Annotated in this window: 12 protein-coding genes; 4 read left to right on the top strand and 8 right to left on the bottom strand. The window is 65.0% G+C overall.

Translation table 11 applies throughout. The features are described from left to right. Positions 1–439: 439 nt before the first annotated feature. From EB836_RS04870 to EB836_RS04855, 4 genes are all read left to right on the top strand, one after another. Positions 440–1,567, top strand: coding sequence for a coenzyme F420-0:L-glutamate ligase (locus tag EB836_RS04870; protein WP_135538121.1), 1,128 nt, complete (start codon positions 440–442; stop codon positions 1,565–1,567). Between the two features lie 88 nt (positions 1,568–1,655). Then, complete coding sequence (locus EB836_RS04865; RefSeq protein WP_135538119.1) at positions 1,656–2,354, top strand: hypothetical protein; 699 nt, start codon at positions 1,656–1,658, stop codon at positions 2,352–2,354. Next, positions 2,342–3,112: a CoA transferase subunit A gene (locus EB836_RS04860; protein WP_135538117.1), complete on the top strand. Its 771-nt coding sequence runs from the start codon at positions 2,342–2,344 to the stop codon at positions 3,110–3,112. The genes EB836_RS04865 and EB836_RS04860 overlap by 13 nt, the downstream gene beginning before the upstream one ends. A gap of 12 nt (positions 3,113–3,124) precedes the next feature. Next, the gene (locus EB836_RS04855) at positions 3,125–3,787 is read left to right on the top strand and encodes a CoA transferase subunit B (RefSeq protein WP_135538116.1); all 663 of its coding nucleotides are present in this window, start codon (positions 3,125–3,127) and stop codon (positions 3,785–3,787) included. A 360-nt stretch (positions 3,788–4,147) separates the two neighbouring features. Here the strand turns inward: EB836_RS04855 and manA are convergent, their stop codons facing one another. From manA to EB836_RS04815, 8 genes are all read right to left on the bottom strand, one after another. Beyond that, positions 4,148–5,497 (bottom strand): mannose-6-phosphate isomerase, class I, encoded by a 1,350-nt coding sequence (gene manA / locus EB836_RS04850; RefSeq protein ID WP_135538114.1) that lies wholly within the window; start codon positions 5,495–5,497, stop codon positions 4,148–4,150. 285 nt (positions 5,498–5,782) lie between these two features. Next, entirely contained in the window at positions 5,783–8,575 is a 2,793-nt protein-coding gene (locus tag EB836_RS04845) for an NlpC/P60 family protein (protein ID WP_240689607.1), read from the bottom strand. A 262-nt stretch (positions 8,576–8,837) separates the two neighbouring features. Beyond that, complete coding sequence (locus EB836_RS04840; RefSeq protein WP_135538112.1) at positions 8,838–10,358, bottom strand: LCP family protein; 1,521 nt, start codon at positions 10,356–10,358, stop codon at positions 8,838–8,840. A 304-nt stretch (positions 10,359–10,662) separates the two neighbouring features. Continuing rightward, positions 10,663–11,811, bottom strand: coding sequence for an acyl-CoA dehydrogenase family protein (locus EB836_RS04835; protein ID WP_135538110.1), 1,149 nt, complete (start codon positions 11,809–11,811; stop codon positions 10,663–10,665). Between the two features lie 37 nt (positions 11,812–11,848). Then, on the bottom strand, positions 11,849–12,373 hold the full coding sequence (gene purE / locus EB836_RS04830; RefSeq protein WP_135538108.1) for a 5-(carboxyamino)imidazole ribonucleotide mutase: 525 nt from the start codon (positions 12,371–12,373) through the stop codon (positions 11,849–11,851). Positions 12,374–12,477: 104 nt separating this feature from the next. After that, positions 12,478–13,680 carry a 5-(carboxyamino)imidazole ribonucleotide synthase gene (locus EB836_RS04825; protein ID WP_135538106.1) on the bottom strand — a complete coding sequence of 401 codons (1,203 nt, stop codon included), beginning with the start codon at positions 13,678–13,680 and terminating at the stop codon, positions 12,478–12,480. 14 nt (positions 13,681–13,694) lie between these two features. Next, positions 13,695–14,873 carry a nucleotide pyrophosphatase/phosphodiesterase family protein gene (locus tag EB836_RS04820; RefSeq protein WP_135538104.1) on the bottom strand — a complete coding sequence of 393 codons (1,179 nt, stop codon included), beginning with the start codon at positions 14,871–14,873 and terminating at the stop codon, positions 13,695–13,697. Continuing rightward, entirely contained in the window at positions 14,873–15,460 is a 588-nt protein-coding gene (locus EB836_RS04815) for a DUF5998 family protein (RefSeq protein WP_135538102.1), read from the bottom strand. Before EB836_RS04815 ends, EB836_RS04820 begins: the two co-directional genes overlap by 1 nt. Positions 15,461–15,550: the final 90 nt, after the last annotated feature.

The raw sequence follows: 15,550 nt of genomic DNA, 5'->3' as shown, positions 1-15,550 counted from the left end.
CGATGAACCAGTCTTCGGCACGGCGGGAGGTGACTCCCGGTGCGGCGGTGAAGTCTTCTCTCTCCCGCCATTCTCTCTGTGCGCTTTGCACGGTCTTCCCCTTTCTCACGCTCGAGCAGGTCCTTCACCGTGACTGAGCCGATCAGTCCGATGTACGGTCGAATCCTGAGATCCATGCTCGGCGCGTTCCCCTTTAGGTATAAATTACACGCGTGTCATTACCGCTCCGTCAAGCCCTCATGGAGTATTGGGACAGCACCTGAGACCCGAATAGAACACACGTTCACATGCACACGCGCCCGGAACACCATATGTAGGGAGAGCCCTTGAGCCCCAGCACAACCTGTGGGATCCGCCTGAGCAAACCTGGAGAATTTAGAAAGAACGCGCCGTCGATGGGATTATGGAGGAATGAGAGTGGAATCACCGGCGGCCGAGCATGAATGACCGACTCCTCACCGTCTACGCTCCTCCCGTCGAGGAGGACATCGCGCCGGGTTCCGACCTCGCCGCGATCCTCATCAACGCCCTGCGACGCAATCGCATCGACCTCAAGGACGGCGACATCCTCGTCGTCGCCTCGAAGGTCGTGTCCAAGGCCGAGGGCCGTCTGCGCACCGTCGCCGATCGCAGCGAGTTCGAAGAGCTCGTCGCAGCCACCGGCACACATCTCGTCGCCGAACGCTCCTATGGTTCCGGCACCACCGTCCAGGTCGTGCGCACCCCGGCCGGCACCGTGCAGGCCGCGGCGGGACTCGACCAGTCGAATTCTGCCGGCGCCGTCATCATGCACCCGCTCGACAGCGATCGCTCGGCCGACCGGCTGCGGCTGAGGGTGGAGCAGGCGTTCTCCGTGCGCATCGGCCTCGTCGTCTCCGACACGAGCTCTCGACCGTGGAGGATCGGCGTCGGCGACATCGCCCTCGGTCTGTCCGGCTTCTCCGGGCTCGACGATCAGCGCGGACGCCCCGACGACGACGGCCGCGTCCAGACTGTGACGGTGCGAGCCATCGCCGATGAGATCGCGGCAGCCGCGGATCTCGTCAAAGGCTCTTCCCGCGGTCTGCCGATGGCTCTCGTGCGCGGCGCCGGCGGGTACCTCGACAACGGTCGCGACGGAGCGAAGGCCCTGTCGCGCGAGCTCGGCGACGACTGGTTCCGCTACGGACACGTCGAAGCCGTCCAGCGCAGCCTCGGCGTCACCGAACTTCCCGGCGGGGCGCCCGCCGGGGACAGCAGCGATGACATCCTCGAGCGCGTCTCACGTGCGATCCGACTGGTGCGCGCCGGGCAGTCGCGGACACCCGGCCATGCGGCATGGCGGATGCGCATCGAAGGCGCGGGCTCGCGGATCACCCTCAACCCCTCGGATTCGCCGGCAACAGCGCAGTCGGGAGGTCCCCCGCTGCTCGAAGCGATGGTCGGACTCGGGTCACTGGTCGAGCGACTCCACACGGCGCTCTTCGCCGAGGATCTCAGCGCCTCCACCAGGTACCACTGGGTCGACGGCGAACTCGGCGCGTTCCCGCGCGGAGTGACCATCGACATCGGACTCATCGTCCCCTGAACGGCACGGTCCTGTCCTACGCAGGTGCCGCCTCGGCGGGCGGAGACGGCCGTGCCACAACTGTCAACACTCAAGGATGGATACGGATATGGATCTGACAGTCATTGCGAACACCGGCGGGCCGGTCCTCATCTGGCGCGGACCCGACCACGACCGCCTCGACCTCACCGGGCCGGTCGTGGCGAACTGGGTCAACAAGGGCGTCGGACTCTTCGGCGACTATGACCTCGGACCCGACTTCACCCTCTTCGCGCCCCTTCCACAACGCCTGCACTGGCGCGAACTCGTCGCGCTGCTCAGCGTCCTCCTCGCCGGCGGTCGTGTCTGCATCGGCGAAGAACCGCCGACGGAGGACTTCATGGCCTTCGTTCCGCTCGGCCACGAGGACCTTGGTTCCGTGGCCGATGCCGAAGAGGTCTTCGTCTTCAACCCGCCGGCGCTGGCTCTGAGCACGCCGGTCGATGAGGACTTCATCGACGTCAATTCGGCGATTCGGGCCTATCCCGATGTCGCCTCACGTCGCCTCGACGCCTCGGGCACTCTCGAAGTCGACGGGCAGATCATCGACTGGGCGGGAGCAGAGCAGGCGGCTCCTGTCGGCGGCAGACCGCAGGGTCTGCTGGCGTCGAACTCGACCCCACGGCCCGATGAGTGGCCGCGGCTGCTGCAGCATCTCCTCGGCGGTGGTGAACTCCTCCTCACCAGCAGTGTCGACGATGCTCGTATGACGGACCTGGCCCACGGCCTCGGAGTGCTTCATGGCACACTGGGCACATGGACAAAGTAGTTGATAGCCCCGCAGAAGCGGTGGCCGACATTGCAGATGGATCATCGATCGCCGTAGGCGGCTTCGGTGTCGTGGGCGTACCCGAATTCCTCATCCGTGCGCTGCAGGACCAGGGTGCCAAAGACCTCGAGGTGATCTCGAACAACGCAGGTGTCGATGGTCGCGGTCTGGGCATTCTGCTCGCCGACGGACGCCTCCGCCGCATCATCGCCTCCTACGTCGGTGAGAACAAGGAATTCGCCCGTCAGTACCTCTCGGGAGAACTCGAGGTCGAACTCACCCCGCAGGGCACACTGGCGGAGAAGCTGCGTTCCGGAGGCGCCGGCATCCCGGGCTTCTACACCATCACCGGTGCCGGCACGCAGGTCGCTGAGGGCGGAATGCCATGGAAGTACGACTCCGAGGGCAATGTCGTCAAGAAGTCTCCTGCGAAGGAGACGAAGGTCTTCGACACCTTCGGCGAAGAGAAGGAATACGTCCTCGAAGAGTCGCTGGCGCCCGACTACGCCCTCGTGCGCGCCGCGGTCGGCGACCGTCACGGCAACCTCGTGTTCCATTCCTCCGCCCGCAACTTCAATCCCCCGGCGGCCCAGTCCGCACGCGTCACCATCGCCGAGGTCGAGAAGCTCGTCGAACCCGGCGAGATCGATCCGGATGATGTCCACGTGCCCGGGGTCTTCGTCCACCGTGTGGTGCCGTTGACGCCCGAACAGGTGGCTGACAAGCCCATCGAGAAGCGCACCGTACGAGAAGCCTGAGGAGACACAGCAATGTCATTGACACGCAATCAGATGGCGGCCCGTGCCGCCCAGGAACTCGAAGACGGCAGCTACGTCAACCTCGGCATCGGCATGCCGACCCTGGTTCCGAACTTCCTGCCCGAGGGTGTCCACCTCGTGCTCCAGTCCGAAAACGGCCTGCTCGGCGTCGGCCCCTACCCGACCGAGGACGAGATCGATCCCGACCTCATCAACGCGGGCAAGGAGATCGTCACCATGAACCCGGGCGCGGCCTACTTCGACTCCGCTGCGAGCTTCGGCATGATCCGCGGAGGCAAGATCAACGCCGCAATCCTCGGCGCGATGCAAGTCGCCGTCAACGGCGACATCGCGAACTGGATGATCCCGGGCAAGATGGTCAAGGGCATGGGCGGTGCGATGGACCTCGTCCACGGTGCTCAGCGCGTCATCGTCATCATGGACCATGTGGCCAAGGACGGATCGCACAAGCTGCTCAAGTCCTGCGACCTGCCGCTGACCGGCAAGGGCGTGGTCTCGCGCATCGTCACCGATATCGCGGTCCTCGACGTCTCCGGTGATTCCTTCACCCTCGTCGAACTCGCTCCGGGCGTCACCGTCGATGAGGTCAAGGAGAAGACCGCCGCAGAGGTGATCGTCCCCGACGACGTGCCCACTATCGAGGTCGCCGCCTGAGCATCTCCGGATGTCCGGCAGGCCGCTGACCGAGTAGCGCCAGGCCGCTGGCCGAGTAGCGCCGGGCCGCTGACTGAAACGCGCCGGGCCGCTGACCAAGTAGCGCCGGGCCGCTCGCCGAATAACGGGTCGCGTGCCGAGAAACGGGTTGACACATACCGTGTACACCCGCGTTTCGGCACGCGACCCGTTTCTCGGTGACAGCAGGCGAGCCTCCCCAGCGACAGAGACGCCCAACAACAGAGAAGTGGTCACGTTCGGATACGGAATCTCGGTTCTGGTATCCGAACGTGACCACTTCTCGTTGTGAGCGCCAAGCCGGAGGAAGCCCCGCGCGTCACGAGCGTGAGATAGCTTCGCTCAGGCGAGAGACGGGGTGGGGGCGAGTCCGGCGGGGGCGAGTCCGGAGGGGGCGAGCCCGGTGGTGGCGACGAACAGGTCGCCGTGGCCGTCGGCGGTCACCATCGGCTCGTTGGCCGCGATGAAGGCACTCTCGCCGCGTTCGAGGGTGAGCGAGGAGCCCAGCGAGTTCAGCGTGATCGTTCCCGCGGTGCACAACACGATAGCGGCTCCGCGGCGTTCGAGCGTGGCCAGCCTGGGGCAACGCAGCGCCTGCAGAGCGAAGTCGTCTGTGGCTCCGAACATGACGCCGGCACGGTCGGGTTCGACCATGCGCGGTCTGCCCGCGCGGAAGTCAGCGACCTTCGTCAGTTCCGCGATATCGACGTGCTTCGAGGTCAGACCCCCGCGCAGCACATTGTCGCTCGAGGCCATGATCTCGATGCCGGTGCCGAACAGGTAGGCATGCAGCACCCCGGCCTCCATAGCCAGCGCCTCCCCCGGCTGCAGATGCACACGGTTGAGCATGAGCCCCACGAGCACACCGGGGTCGTGCGGGTAGTCGTCGACGAGCTCGCAGAAGGTCTGCGCCGGGTCGACGGCGCTGCCGAGTCGGCTCACGTGCCGTTCCGGCAGTTCGTCCATCCCGTGCGCGGCCACCTCGTCGACGAGTCCTGCGGCCCGCGGATCGCCGAGGACGAGTTCGACGGCGTGTGAGAGCGCTCGGCCCTCTCCGAGGGACTTCAGCGCGCCGATGACGTTGCCGAGGAAGTCCAGCGAAGGCGGCGTCAGCGGCTGGCAGAGCATCCGTTCGAAGGTTGCTCGGACAGCCTTGCGCGGACGGAATCCGGTGAGAGCGTGGAAGTCAGTGAGTGCATAGATGAGTTCCGGTTTCGCCGAGGCGTCCTTGTAGTTGCGCTCGGGAGCATCCAGTGTCGGCCCGTGGGCCTCTTCAGCGGCGAATCCGGCCCGTGCCTGGTCTCGGTCAGGATGGACCTGGATCGACAGTGCCTTCCGGGCCGAGAGCACCTTGAGCAGGAACGGGAGGCGAGCACCGAAGGCCTCGACGGATTCCTGCCCGAGCAGACCCGTGGGGTCTCCAGCCAGGTATTCGATGAGGTTGGGGCCGAGTTCGCGCGCGGTCTCCGTCGCCACCGTTCCAGTCGAGTCGATGCCGCCGAGGCGGCTGCGGCGTTCGTCGACCGCGCGGGTCCGATCCTGGTGTATATCGAGCCGGGAAGGACTCATCGGATGGGCACCCAGCCACAATTCCGCGCAGGGGGTGCCGTCGGGGGCGGTGCCCAGGAGCGCGGGAATCGCGTCCGTGCTGCCCCATTCGAAGTTCTTGACCGTGTTGTGCAAGCGGTGCACTGGAGGCCCCCTTGGATGGATCGGTGTCGAAACCACATCCGGCTGTTCCGGGTGTGCACTGTCCACGATAGCGTCACCAGCGCGTTCGGACCCGGCACTTCACTGACTGTTCAGCCGAAGTCACACACTATTCACCGCCGCCACCTGCAAGGACGTATCCGGCCCGCTGAGAGGGCGAGAAGAATCCGCAGGAGAACCTGACAGTGCCCCCGCGGGGTTCCGGAACCGGATCCCCGCGGGGGCACTGTCAGTGGGGCCTTGGAATTCCCGCTGCGAGGCTGTCGATCAGCCGATGACGCGGATGACCTTCGCTCCACGGTTGAGCATCCAGCTGTAGCTGCGCTTCGTGGTGTTCGTCCGGGTCGATCCCGCATCGTACATCTGCCCCTTGGTCTCGGAGATGATTCCGATGTGACCGGGGATCCAGATCAGGTCGCCTGCCTTCGCGTCCTTGATGGGGATCTCCTTGCCCGCAGAGCGCTGCTGGCTGGTCGTGCGCGGCAGCTTGATGCCGTTCTTGGCGTAGACGTACTGGGTGTAGCCCGAGCAGTCCCAACCGGACTTCGGCGAGGTGCCGCCCCAGACGTACTTGACACCGAGGTTGGCCTTGGCATCCTTGATCACGGACGCACGCTGAGCCGCGATCTTCTCTGCCTTGGTCGGCTTATCCTTCTTCTTGTCGTCCTTCTTCTTCGAATCGTCCTTCTTGGAGTCGTCCTTGGACTTGTCGTCCTTCTTGGAGTCGTCCTTGGACTTGTCGTCCTTCTTCGAATCGTCCTTCTTGGAGTCATCCTTTGTGGAATCGTCCTTGGACTCATCATCCTTCGAGTCTTCGTCGTCTGCAGAACCTTCCCCGGAGTCTGCAGGCGAATCGCCATCGGTGGACTTGTCTCCCGGCGGTGTCGTGTCGCCCGAAGCATTATCATCCGTCACTCCGCCGGCGATCGAACCCTTGGGAGAGAATTCGGTGGTGCCGTATCCTTCGGCCCAGACCAGTCGAGCACCTTCGAAGAGCTGCTCGCCGCGACCGTCCTTGAAGACCACGTCGGACTTGGGGTAGCCCAGGTGGCCCTTGACAGTCCCCTTGTCACCCCAGTACTTCATGATCGCACCGGTGGTGTAGTGGGCGCCGGTGGCCTTCGACCAGTAGAAGGATCCCTTCTCGAAGCGCTGTGCGACACCCCCGTCCTTGAAGCCGCCCTTCTCCGCAGAGGTGGGCAGCCCCAAGTTGGTGACCGCGTCGCCCTTGTACGACGAGGCGATCGCTCCTGACAGGTGGTAGGCGCCGGTCTTCTTGGACCAGTAGACGACACCCTTTTCGAACTTCTGAGCCTTGGCACCCGAGATGCCCTTGACCGCGTATTCCTTGCCGACAGCCTTGCCGAGCTTGTTCTTCTCGGCGTACTTCTCGATCGCAGTCTTCGTCTTCGGCTTCTCAGACTTCTTGGAGTCATCCTTCTTGGAATCGTCCTTATTCGAGTCGTCCTTCTTGTCGCTGGGCTGTTCGCCGGTCTTCAGGATCGAGTTGACCGTTGAGCGGACCTCGCCCAGCTTTGCGTAGAAGGCATCACCGGGGCAGTCGGTGCTGCCCAGGTCACGGTGGCCGACCAGGTTCGACTTCGTCGCCTTGGAGATTCCGTTGAGCGAGAACTTCCAGGCGATGGCCGAAGCCACGGCGTCACGGGTCTTCTTCGGAGGAGCTGCGCTGTTGTAAGTGCCCAGCACGGAGATACCGAAGGTTCCGGTGTTGTGTCCGGCCACGTGTGCGCCGATGACGGCCTTCGAGACGTCACCGCCGCGAGCGTGCCAGAGGCGACCGTACTTGTCTGCGACGACGTTGTAGCCGATATCGCTCCACCCACGGCCGTCCTGGTGGTAGGCCTGGATACCGCGGATGATTCCCGGGACGTCCTCGGCTGAGTAGCTGTTCGAACCGGAGGTGTGGTGGACCACGGCCTGCTTGATCCCGCTGGCATAGTCAGGGCTGCCCCGGTAGGCTTTCGCACCCCAGGAGCTGCGCGAACCGATCTTCGGCTTCGCAACCTTCTTCGCGACGGTGGACACCGTCGACGAACCGGGCACATAGTTCTGGTTGGCCACGGTCGCGCCGGAGACGTCGCTGAGGTTCTCGGCCTCGGCCGCCTCGGCGTCGGTCGATTCCTCGGACGCGGCATCGGAGGTCTCCGCGTCGTCGGCGTTCTGCTGTTCGAGGTCGACGGGGGCGTTCTCGGCGACGGCCTGTGCGTCACCGGAGTCGCGCTTCGGATCGACGAGGACGAGCTCGGCGTCACTCGGTGCGGAATCACCGAGGATGCGCATCTGCACTCCGGAGGCGTCCGTCACCGTCATCGGCTCCGAACCCTTGTTCTCGGCTTCGTCCTGCTCCTCTTCGTCGAGAGTGTCCCAGCTGCCCCACTCGGATCCGTGCTTGATGCGGATCTGAATGCGGATGTTCGACTTCGACTCGGAGAAGGTGAACCCGACGAGGCTCGGGTTCTTCGTCGGAACATCGAGGACATCAGAGATGAGTGCGATGTTCACGCCGTCTTCGGTCTTCTGCCGGACCGAGCCGGAGATGTCTTCGTCGTCCTTGGCCTCCGACTCCTCGGCGGAGTCCTGCCCGCCCTCGTCCTCGGAGTCTTCGGACTTCTTGGCAGGGGTCTGCTCCGTCTCGGACGGGGAGGAACCCTCGGACGGCACGGTCTCGTCGGATTCAGAGGCGAGTCCGGCGGATGTGGTGTTGACCGTCCCGGTCGCAGCGGAGGCGTTGACGGCCGACCCGGTGTCTGCCGAGGCGGATGCGTTGACGAACTCCGGCACCTTGGTCCCGGCCAAAGCGGTCTGCGACTTGAAGATGTTCGGCAGATTGCTCGTGGCGCTCTGGTTGGCGGCAGTGGCGGTGGAATCGCTGGAATCACGGGCACCGGGGACGTTGAGTCCCTCTTCGCTGACGTTCAGCGCCTCTTTGGACACGTCAGGCGACGTCGTGGCCGCAGAGGCCGTCGATGCCGTGACCGCTAAGGTGCCGACGAGTGCGACAGAAGCGCAGCCCGCGACAGTGGGCAATAGATATTTCATCGTTACAGCCTTTTCGAGGAAGACAGGGAAGTTCAGGCCTCGAGGTCCCCTGCACCGTTGGCAGTACGGCGGGCAACCCCAACATCTCAAAATTGTTACACATTTTCGGCGTGTCAGACTAGCCACAGAGCGGAATATTCTAATTACACGAGTGTGGTTCCCAGTATTGGCAAGGGACACACCGAGCAAAAGTTTTTCCCGGAATCGTCGTCGGCCGGACGTTTTCGGTCATTGTTCGGCCGCCCGAGCCGCTTCCGGTGCCTCACGGCACGTAGCAGATCGCCTTTGCGTCGGCTTCATCGCCGTTGTCAGCAGAGTTGTCGCCGGCACTCTGTGCCAGCAGCTGCGGCCCGGAACCGGGGTTCGGATCGAGTCCCGCATCGACTCCGGCGGCAGCTGACAGATCGCTTCCGGAAGCCGAGAATGCGTCCTTGTCCTCCTTCGAGGACTTCGACGCCTCCTCGATCCTATCGGCTACGAGCTGTCGTGCCACATCGAAGTCCGGATTCGACGGTGTCACGCGCGGCGGAGTGAGGTCGAGGGACTCAATCTTCTGCGACTTCACCTTGAGAGCCAAGTCGACGAAGGAGTCCACCTGGGAGGACGGAATGTTCGTGGCCACAGCCCCCGGAGTGGCCTTGGCGATCGCCTGGTAGCGAGTGAGCACCGTAGCCGGATCGAGCTGCTTGACCATGGCCGTCTGCACGCAGCGCTGCCGGATCATCCGCTCGTAGTCGCTGGAGAACTCTCGGGAGCGGGCGAACCACAGTGCGTGGAATCCGTCGAGCTTCTGCTTGCCCGGCTCGATCCACCCTTTGACCGGGCCGTGCTGGCCCGTCTTCCGGTCGACCTTCGAAGAGATCGGCACCCGCTTGCCCGAGACCAGAGTGATTCCGCCGAGGGAGTCGATGAGGTGCTCGAATCCCTTGAGGTTGATCATCGCGTAGTACTGGACCTCAAGCCCGGTGATCGCGGATACGGCGTCCATCGTTGCCTGCTCGCCGGCCTGCTCCGGGTCGTCGAATTCGTCTTTGTGCTGCTCGCCCTGCTGGAATACGGCGTTGAGCAGGCACTCCGAGCCGCAGTTGTACCCCTGCGGGTACTTCTTGTGCAGCGGCGAATCCTCCGTGAATGGCACGTTCTCCATATTGCGCGGCAGCCCGATGATCACGGTCTTGCCCGTCTTCGCGTCGATCGAGGCCAACGACAGAGAATCCGGACGGATGCCCGTGCGCCCCTTGCCGGCGTCGGATCCCAGAAGCAGGATGTTGTAGCGGCCGTCGACGGGTTTGAGGGCCTTGCCGGAGGCGAAGAGGTCGCTCATGAGACCGCGCTGAGAGTTCAGCATCGACGTCCCCCAGGCCAGCGGGCCGACGACGATGAGGAGGAGAGCACAGAACGCCGCGACGAAGCGTTTGCGGGCCCTCTGCGAGATCGTGACGAGTCGGATCCGGCGCAAGGAGTCGAACAGGCACACGGCCCAGTTGATCGCGATGACCGGAACCCAGATCGTGAGGAAGGTGAGGATGAAGGGGTTCGTGCCGATGGTGAACAGGAACGTCCGGTTGATGAGGACGGTGACTCCGGCGAGGATGGCCAGAGCCCAGCTGATCGCGGTGATCGACAGGGAGATCTTCGCCCACCGACGATGTCCGAACAGCAGCTGGACGCCGCCGGGGACGACGACGGTGACGAGGAGCAGCAGCCAGGCCCGCACATCCCGTGTGGACTGCGAGGCGTACGAAGGGTAGCGGATCGGGTCCACGTATCTCGTTTCGGCCACTGCCTTCCCTTCGTCTCCTCGGCGGTCTTCACGGCTTCCGGCACACAGTCGCACGCGCCTCGACGACGAGCGACACGGTCTCTGACCGGACGTGCGGCGAAGACAACTGTGCCAAACGTTCTTCAGAGTCCACTGTGTTCATCCATTGTGTCGCCTGCGGGCCGTGGATTCCGGCAAATCCGCGCCGTGCATGTCGGATTGCGCTGCTGTGCGATTCTTCACAGACGACGGCGAGGGTGCTGCGTCCCGACCATCTTCGTCGAGTCGCAGCACCCTCGCCGGGGTTCGCACGCGGGCTGAAGGCTCAGCGCAGGAGCTGGCGTCCCATCACCATCCGCTGGATCTGGTTCGTGCCCTCGTAGATCTGGGTGATCTTCGCATCGCGCATCATCCGCTCGACCGGGTGGTCGACGACGTAGCCGGCGCCGCCGAGCAGCTGCACGGCGTCCGTGGTGATCTCCATGGCCGCATCCGAGGCGTAGGCCTTCGCCGCCGCCCCGAAGTAGGTGAGGTCGTCATCGCCGCGTTCGCTCTTGGCGGCCGCGGTGTAGGTCAGCTGACGGGCGGCTTCGAGTTTCATGCCCATATCGGCGAGCATGAATTGGATGGCCTGGTTATCGGCGATGGACTTGCCGAACTGCTGACGTTCCTTGACGTAGGACAGCGCGTAGTCGAGCGCGCCCTGGGCGATGCCGACAGCCTGAGCGGCGATCGTCACACGGGTGTGGTCGAGGGTGCGCAGCGCAATCTTCAGGCCCTCTCCGGGCTGTCCGACGATCCGGTCCCCCGGCAGCCGGACGTTGTCGAAGAGCAGTTCGCGAGTGGGCGAACCCTTGATGCCGAGCTTGCGTTCCTTCTCGCCGAAGGTGAAGCCCTCATCCGATTTCTCGACGACGAAGGCCGAGATGTTGCGACCGCGGGCGCCGTCGGGGTCGGTCACGGCCATGACCGTGTAGTAGTCGGATTCCCCGGCGTTCGTGATCCAGGTCTTCACTCCGTTGAGGATCCAGTCGTCACCGTCGGCGACGGCGCGAGTCTTCATCGATGCGGTGTCCGAGCCCGCCTCCCGCTCGGACAGGCCGTAGGAGAAGCCGGCCTCGCCGGAGGCGACCGAGGGGAAGTACTTCTTCTTGATCTCTTCGCTGCCGCCGAGCTGGACGGGCATGCTGCCGAGCTTGTTCACGGCCGGGATGAGCGAAGACGAGGCGCAGCCTCGGGCCACCTCTTCGATGATGATCGCCACGGCCAGCGCGTCGGCACCCATTCCGCCGTATTCTTCGGGAATGTGGGCGGCGAAGAAGTCGGTCTCGACCAGCGCCTCATGAGCTTCTCGCGGGTAGCGGGAATCCGCATCGACCTCCGCCGCGAACGGCGTGATCCTCTTCTCGACGATATCGCGTACGGCCGCACGGATCTCTTCATGCTCTTCGCTGGGCTGGTAGAGGTCGAACATTCTTCTCCTAATGCTTATCGGACGTTCAGTAACACCATTATTCCTGCAGAGCCCGGCCCTTGTCGAGAGCGACCTGCCGCAGTTCGTCTCGGTAGCCGTCCAAACGCTGCCGCACAGCGGCGGCTTCGTCGCCGTCTCCCGCGCCGAGGATGCGTGCGGCGAGCAGGCCCGCATTCTTCGCTCCGCCGATCGACACGGTCGCCACGGGCACTCCCCCGGGCATCTGCACGATCGACAGCAGGGAGTCCATTCCGTCGAGGTATTTCAGCGGCACGGGAACGCCGATGACCGGCAGAGAGGTCATCGATGCGATCATGCCCGGCAGGTGGGCCGCTCCCCCGGCTCCGGCGATGATGACACGTACGCCTCGGTCGGCCGCGGACTTCGCCCAGGCCACCATGTCTTCGGGCATGCGGTGGGCGGAGACGACCTCGGCACTCGAGGCGATGCCGAGTCCGTCGAGTGCCTCGGCGGCGGCCTTCATCGTCGGCCAGTCTGAATCCGAGCCCATGACGATTCCGACCGGAGCCGCTGTTGCTGTGGAGTCGTGTGCTGTGGTCATCTGTGCTTCCTTCGTCGCAGGCGGTGCGGGATCTCGTTCGCTGCCGTCCGGATCGGCGGTTGCCGATGTGGTTCGGCAGCAGGTCGGTGACAGCCGGTTGGGTTTCAGCCCGTGCTCGACTCCCGGTCGGCCAGGAGATTCTCCGGGGTGGGCATCCGCGGGTGCGGGTCGACATCGACCCCGGCGATGAAGTCAGCGGCATGGCGGGCCCGAGCGAGCACGAGCTCGCGGTCGTCACCGTAGGCGTTGACGTGGCCGACCTTGCGGCCCGGACGCACGCTCTTGCCGTAGAGGTGGACCTTGACCGCCGGATCGTGGGCCATGACGTGCAGGTACGGCTGGTAGAGGTCCTCGTGCTCGGCACCGAGGATGTTGACCATCGCAGACACGTCTTCTCTGGCCGCGGGGCTGCCCAACGGCAGATCGAGGACGGCACGCAGATGCTGCTCGAACTGGCTGGTCACCGACCCGTCCTGGGTCCAGTGCCCGGTGTTGTGGGGGCGCATCGCGAACTCGTTGATGAGGAATCCATCGGCGGTCTCGAACATCTCCATCGCCATCACACCGGTGACCTCGAGGGTTCCGGCGACGGTGAGGATCGCCTCGGTGATGGCCCGGGACTTCTCTGCCGACAGGTCGGGTGCCGGGGCGAGGGCCTCTTTGCAGACGCCGTTCTGCTGCCAGGTCTCGACGACCGGCCACACGGCGGTCTGGCCCATCGGGGAGCGTCCGACCATGACGGCGAGCTCACGGGCGAAGTCGACCTTCTCTTCGGCCAGCAGCTGCCCGACTTCGGCGAGCCACTCGGAGGCTTCTGTGAAGCTCTCGATGACGCGGACGCCTTTGCCGTCGTAGCCGCCGCGCGGCGTCTTGAGGACGAAAGGATAGCCGACGCGATCGGCGAAGGCCGCGATATCGGCCTCCGAGGTGATGTCTGCCCAGGCCGGGTTCGGCAGTCCCAGCTCGTCCATCTTCGTGCGCATCCGGATCTTGTCCTGTGCGAAGATGAGCGCCTGCGGTCCCGGGCGCACGGCATGGCCGGCCTCGACGAGGTCTTCGAGATGCTCGGGCGGGACGTGCTCGTGATCGAAGGTCACGACATCGACGGTCTCGGCGAAGGCCTTGAGCGTCGGATAGTCCGTGTAGTCGCCGACGCTCACCTCATTGATGACCTGGGTGGCGGGGGCATCGGCGGTCTCCGCGAGGACGGAGAAGCGGACACCGAGGGCTTCTGCGGCGGGGGCGAGCATGCGTGCCAGCTGGCCGCCGCCGATGACACCGATTCGAGGAAAAGTCACGTCTGTCATCCTAACTGTCGATCTCAGAGGACGAGGAGCGGGATCTGCAGTTCGCGTTCCGTCGTCGAGCCGTGGTGGCCGATCAGCGCCAGCGCCGAGGCGGACTCCACGTCCGAATCGACGACGGCGAATCCGTCGGAGCAGATGACGACGAAGTCCCCGATCCGCGGGTTCACGTGTGCGGCGACGGGACCGAAGTATCCGCGGGCGATGGCCTGGGACTTCGGGATGATCAGCGCCCGGTCGCCGAGCGTCTCTGACCACGCGGATTCGACGTCGGCCTCGGCGCCGGGCTCGGCATAGAGATGCAGAGCTCGCGGTTCCCCTCCGACGTGGCGCAGCCCGGACTTGAGATCGGGAGCCGAGGCGAGGTCGAGGCGTCGGTCATGATCGATGTCAACCATGCCGTGGTCGGCGGTCACGAGCATCGTCGCATCGTGGGGCAGGTCCGCGGCGAGCCGGGACAGGGCGAGGTCGACGCGTTCGAGCTCTTCGGTCCAGGCCGCCGAATCCGAACCGTGCACATGACCGGTCTTATCCAGGTTTCCCCAATAGAGGTAGACGAGTCGCCGGCCCGGAGCCTTCGCTTCGGCGAGGGCCTGCGCGCAGCGATCCTCCAGTGTCTTCGAATCCCGGAACCGGCCACCGCGCAGAGACGCGCGATTGAGCCCGCGTCCGGCGAACTTCTTCTCACCGAGGCTGACCACATCGACACCGACGTCGGTGAGTCGTTCGAACAGGGTGGCATCAGGGACCCAGGCGACGGGGTCGACGTCGAGGTTCCAGGTCAGCTGGTTGAATACCGCGTCCTTCTCCGGGTCGAGGACGCGATAGCCGACGACCCCGTGGGCACCGGGCAGCCGGCCCGTGGCCAAGGAGGACAGGGAGTTCGCGGTGGTCGAAGGGAACCCGGCCGACAGAGTCCGGCGGGCCTCTGCCTGCGACCGGAAGAACGGAGTGTATCCGCTGAAGCGGCGCAGCTGCTGCTCACCGAGGCCGTCGATGAGCACGACGATCGTGGTCCGTGAGTCCCGGTCGAGCCCGAGGGCCCGAGCCCGCTCACGCGCCTCGGCGTCGAAGATGCCCCCGGCGCCGAGGCTGAGCGCGGCGGCGGGCACGATGTCGGAGAGGATGGGCCCCGAATAGTCCGGTGGGCCCAAGAGACCGTTGCCTGCGGGTGTCTGCGCGGCCGCGTCGCCCATCAGCGGCGTGACCGCAGCCGGGCGTGGAAGACCGCGGCGCGCAGCTTGCCGGCGAATTCGGTGATCCGGTCGACGGCGGCCTGGCCTTCGGCTTGGGCGGAGACTCGGAGCATGACATCCTCGGCGAACATCGATCCGCCGTAGCCGTGGTCGCCCATGCAGTCGGGATCCCCGCACGTCTCGGGGAAGGCTTCGATCCGCTTCGACGCTCCCCAGGACAGGGTGAGGGAGACCTCGACGGGTTTGTCGCCGGGTTTGTAGGCGGCCGGATCGGCGAAGGTGCGGCCGACCATCACGGTGCCGAGCCGGTCGAGGTCGATGTCCTCGCTGCTCGTGACCGCCCGCGGTTTGGACCCGGGTTCGGCGTTCGGATCGTCATCGACGTGGGCCAGCAGCAGCCGGGTCTCGGTGAGGACGAAAGCGGTGACGTGACGGTGGATGGATTCGATGTCGACATGGGTGTCGATGTGGACGAAGTGGGCCAGTACCGGTTCGTCGAAGAGGGAGTCGGCGAGTATGCCTTGGGTCAGCTGAGGATAGTAGCCGGCCGACTGCAGATCGTGAACGAGAACCTCGGGTAATGCCATGCCCACTATTGTGCCCCACTCCCCTGACACTTCCCAGCGCCCCCGACACTTCCGAGGACGGTCGGCCACAAACGTGAGCAGACGCATATG

Source organism: Brevibacterium sp. S111, from assembly GCF_004745075.1.
Lineage (GTDB): Bacteria > Actinomycetota > Actinomycetes > Actinomycetales > Brevibacteriaceae > Brevibacterium.
Note: the sequence above shows the minus strand (reverse complement) of the source record. Positions and strands in the feature narration are given on the sequence as shown.

Bases quoted from the DNA above. Each gene is read 5' to 3' on its own strand.
- EB836_RS04870 (WP_135538121.1), top strand. From the start codon at position 440: ATGAATGACCGACTCCTCACCGTCTACGCTCCTCCCGTCGAGGAGGAC.
- EB836_RS04865 (WP_135538119.1), top strand. From the start codon at position 1,656: ATGGATCTGACAGTCATTGCGAACACCGGCGGGCCGGTCCTCATCTGG.
- EB836_RS04860 (WP_135538117.1), top strand. From the start codon at position 2,342: ATGGACAAAGTAGTTGATAGCCCCGCAGAAGCGGTGGCCGACATTGCA.
- EB836_RS04855 (WP_135538116.1), top strand. From the start codon at position 3,125: ATGTCATTGACACGCAATCAGATGGCGGCCCGTGCCGCCCAGGAACTC.
- EB836_RS04845 (WP_240689607.1), bottom strand. From the start codon at position 8,575: ATGAAATATCTATTGCCCACTGTCGCGGGCTGCGCTTCTGTCGCACTC.
- EB836_RS04835 (WP_135538110.1), bottom strand. From the start codon at position 11,811: ATGTTCGACCTCTACCAGCCCAGCGAAGAGCATGAAGAGATCCGTGCG.
- purE (WP_135538108.1), bottom strand. From the start codon at position 12,373: ATGACCACAGCACACGACTCCACAGCAACAGCGGCTCCGGTCGGAATC.
- EB836_RS04825 (WP_135538106.1), bottom strand. From the start codon at position 13,680: ATGACAGACGTGACTTTTCCTCGAATCGGTGTCATCGGCGGCGGCCAG.
- EB836_RS04820 (WP_135538104.1), bottom strand. From the start codon at position 14,873: ATGGGCGACGCGGCCGCGCAGACACCCGCAGGCAACGGTCTCTTGGGC.
- EB836_RS04815 (WP_135538102.1), bottom strand. From the start codon at position 15,460: ATGGCATTACCCGAGGTTCTCGTTCACGATCTGCAGTCGGCCGGCTAC.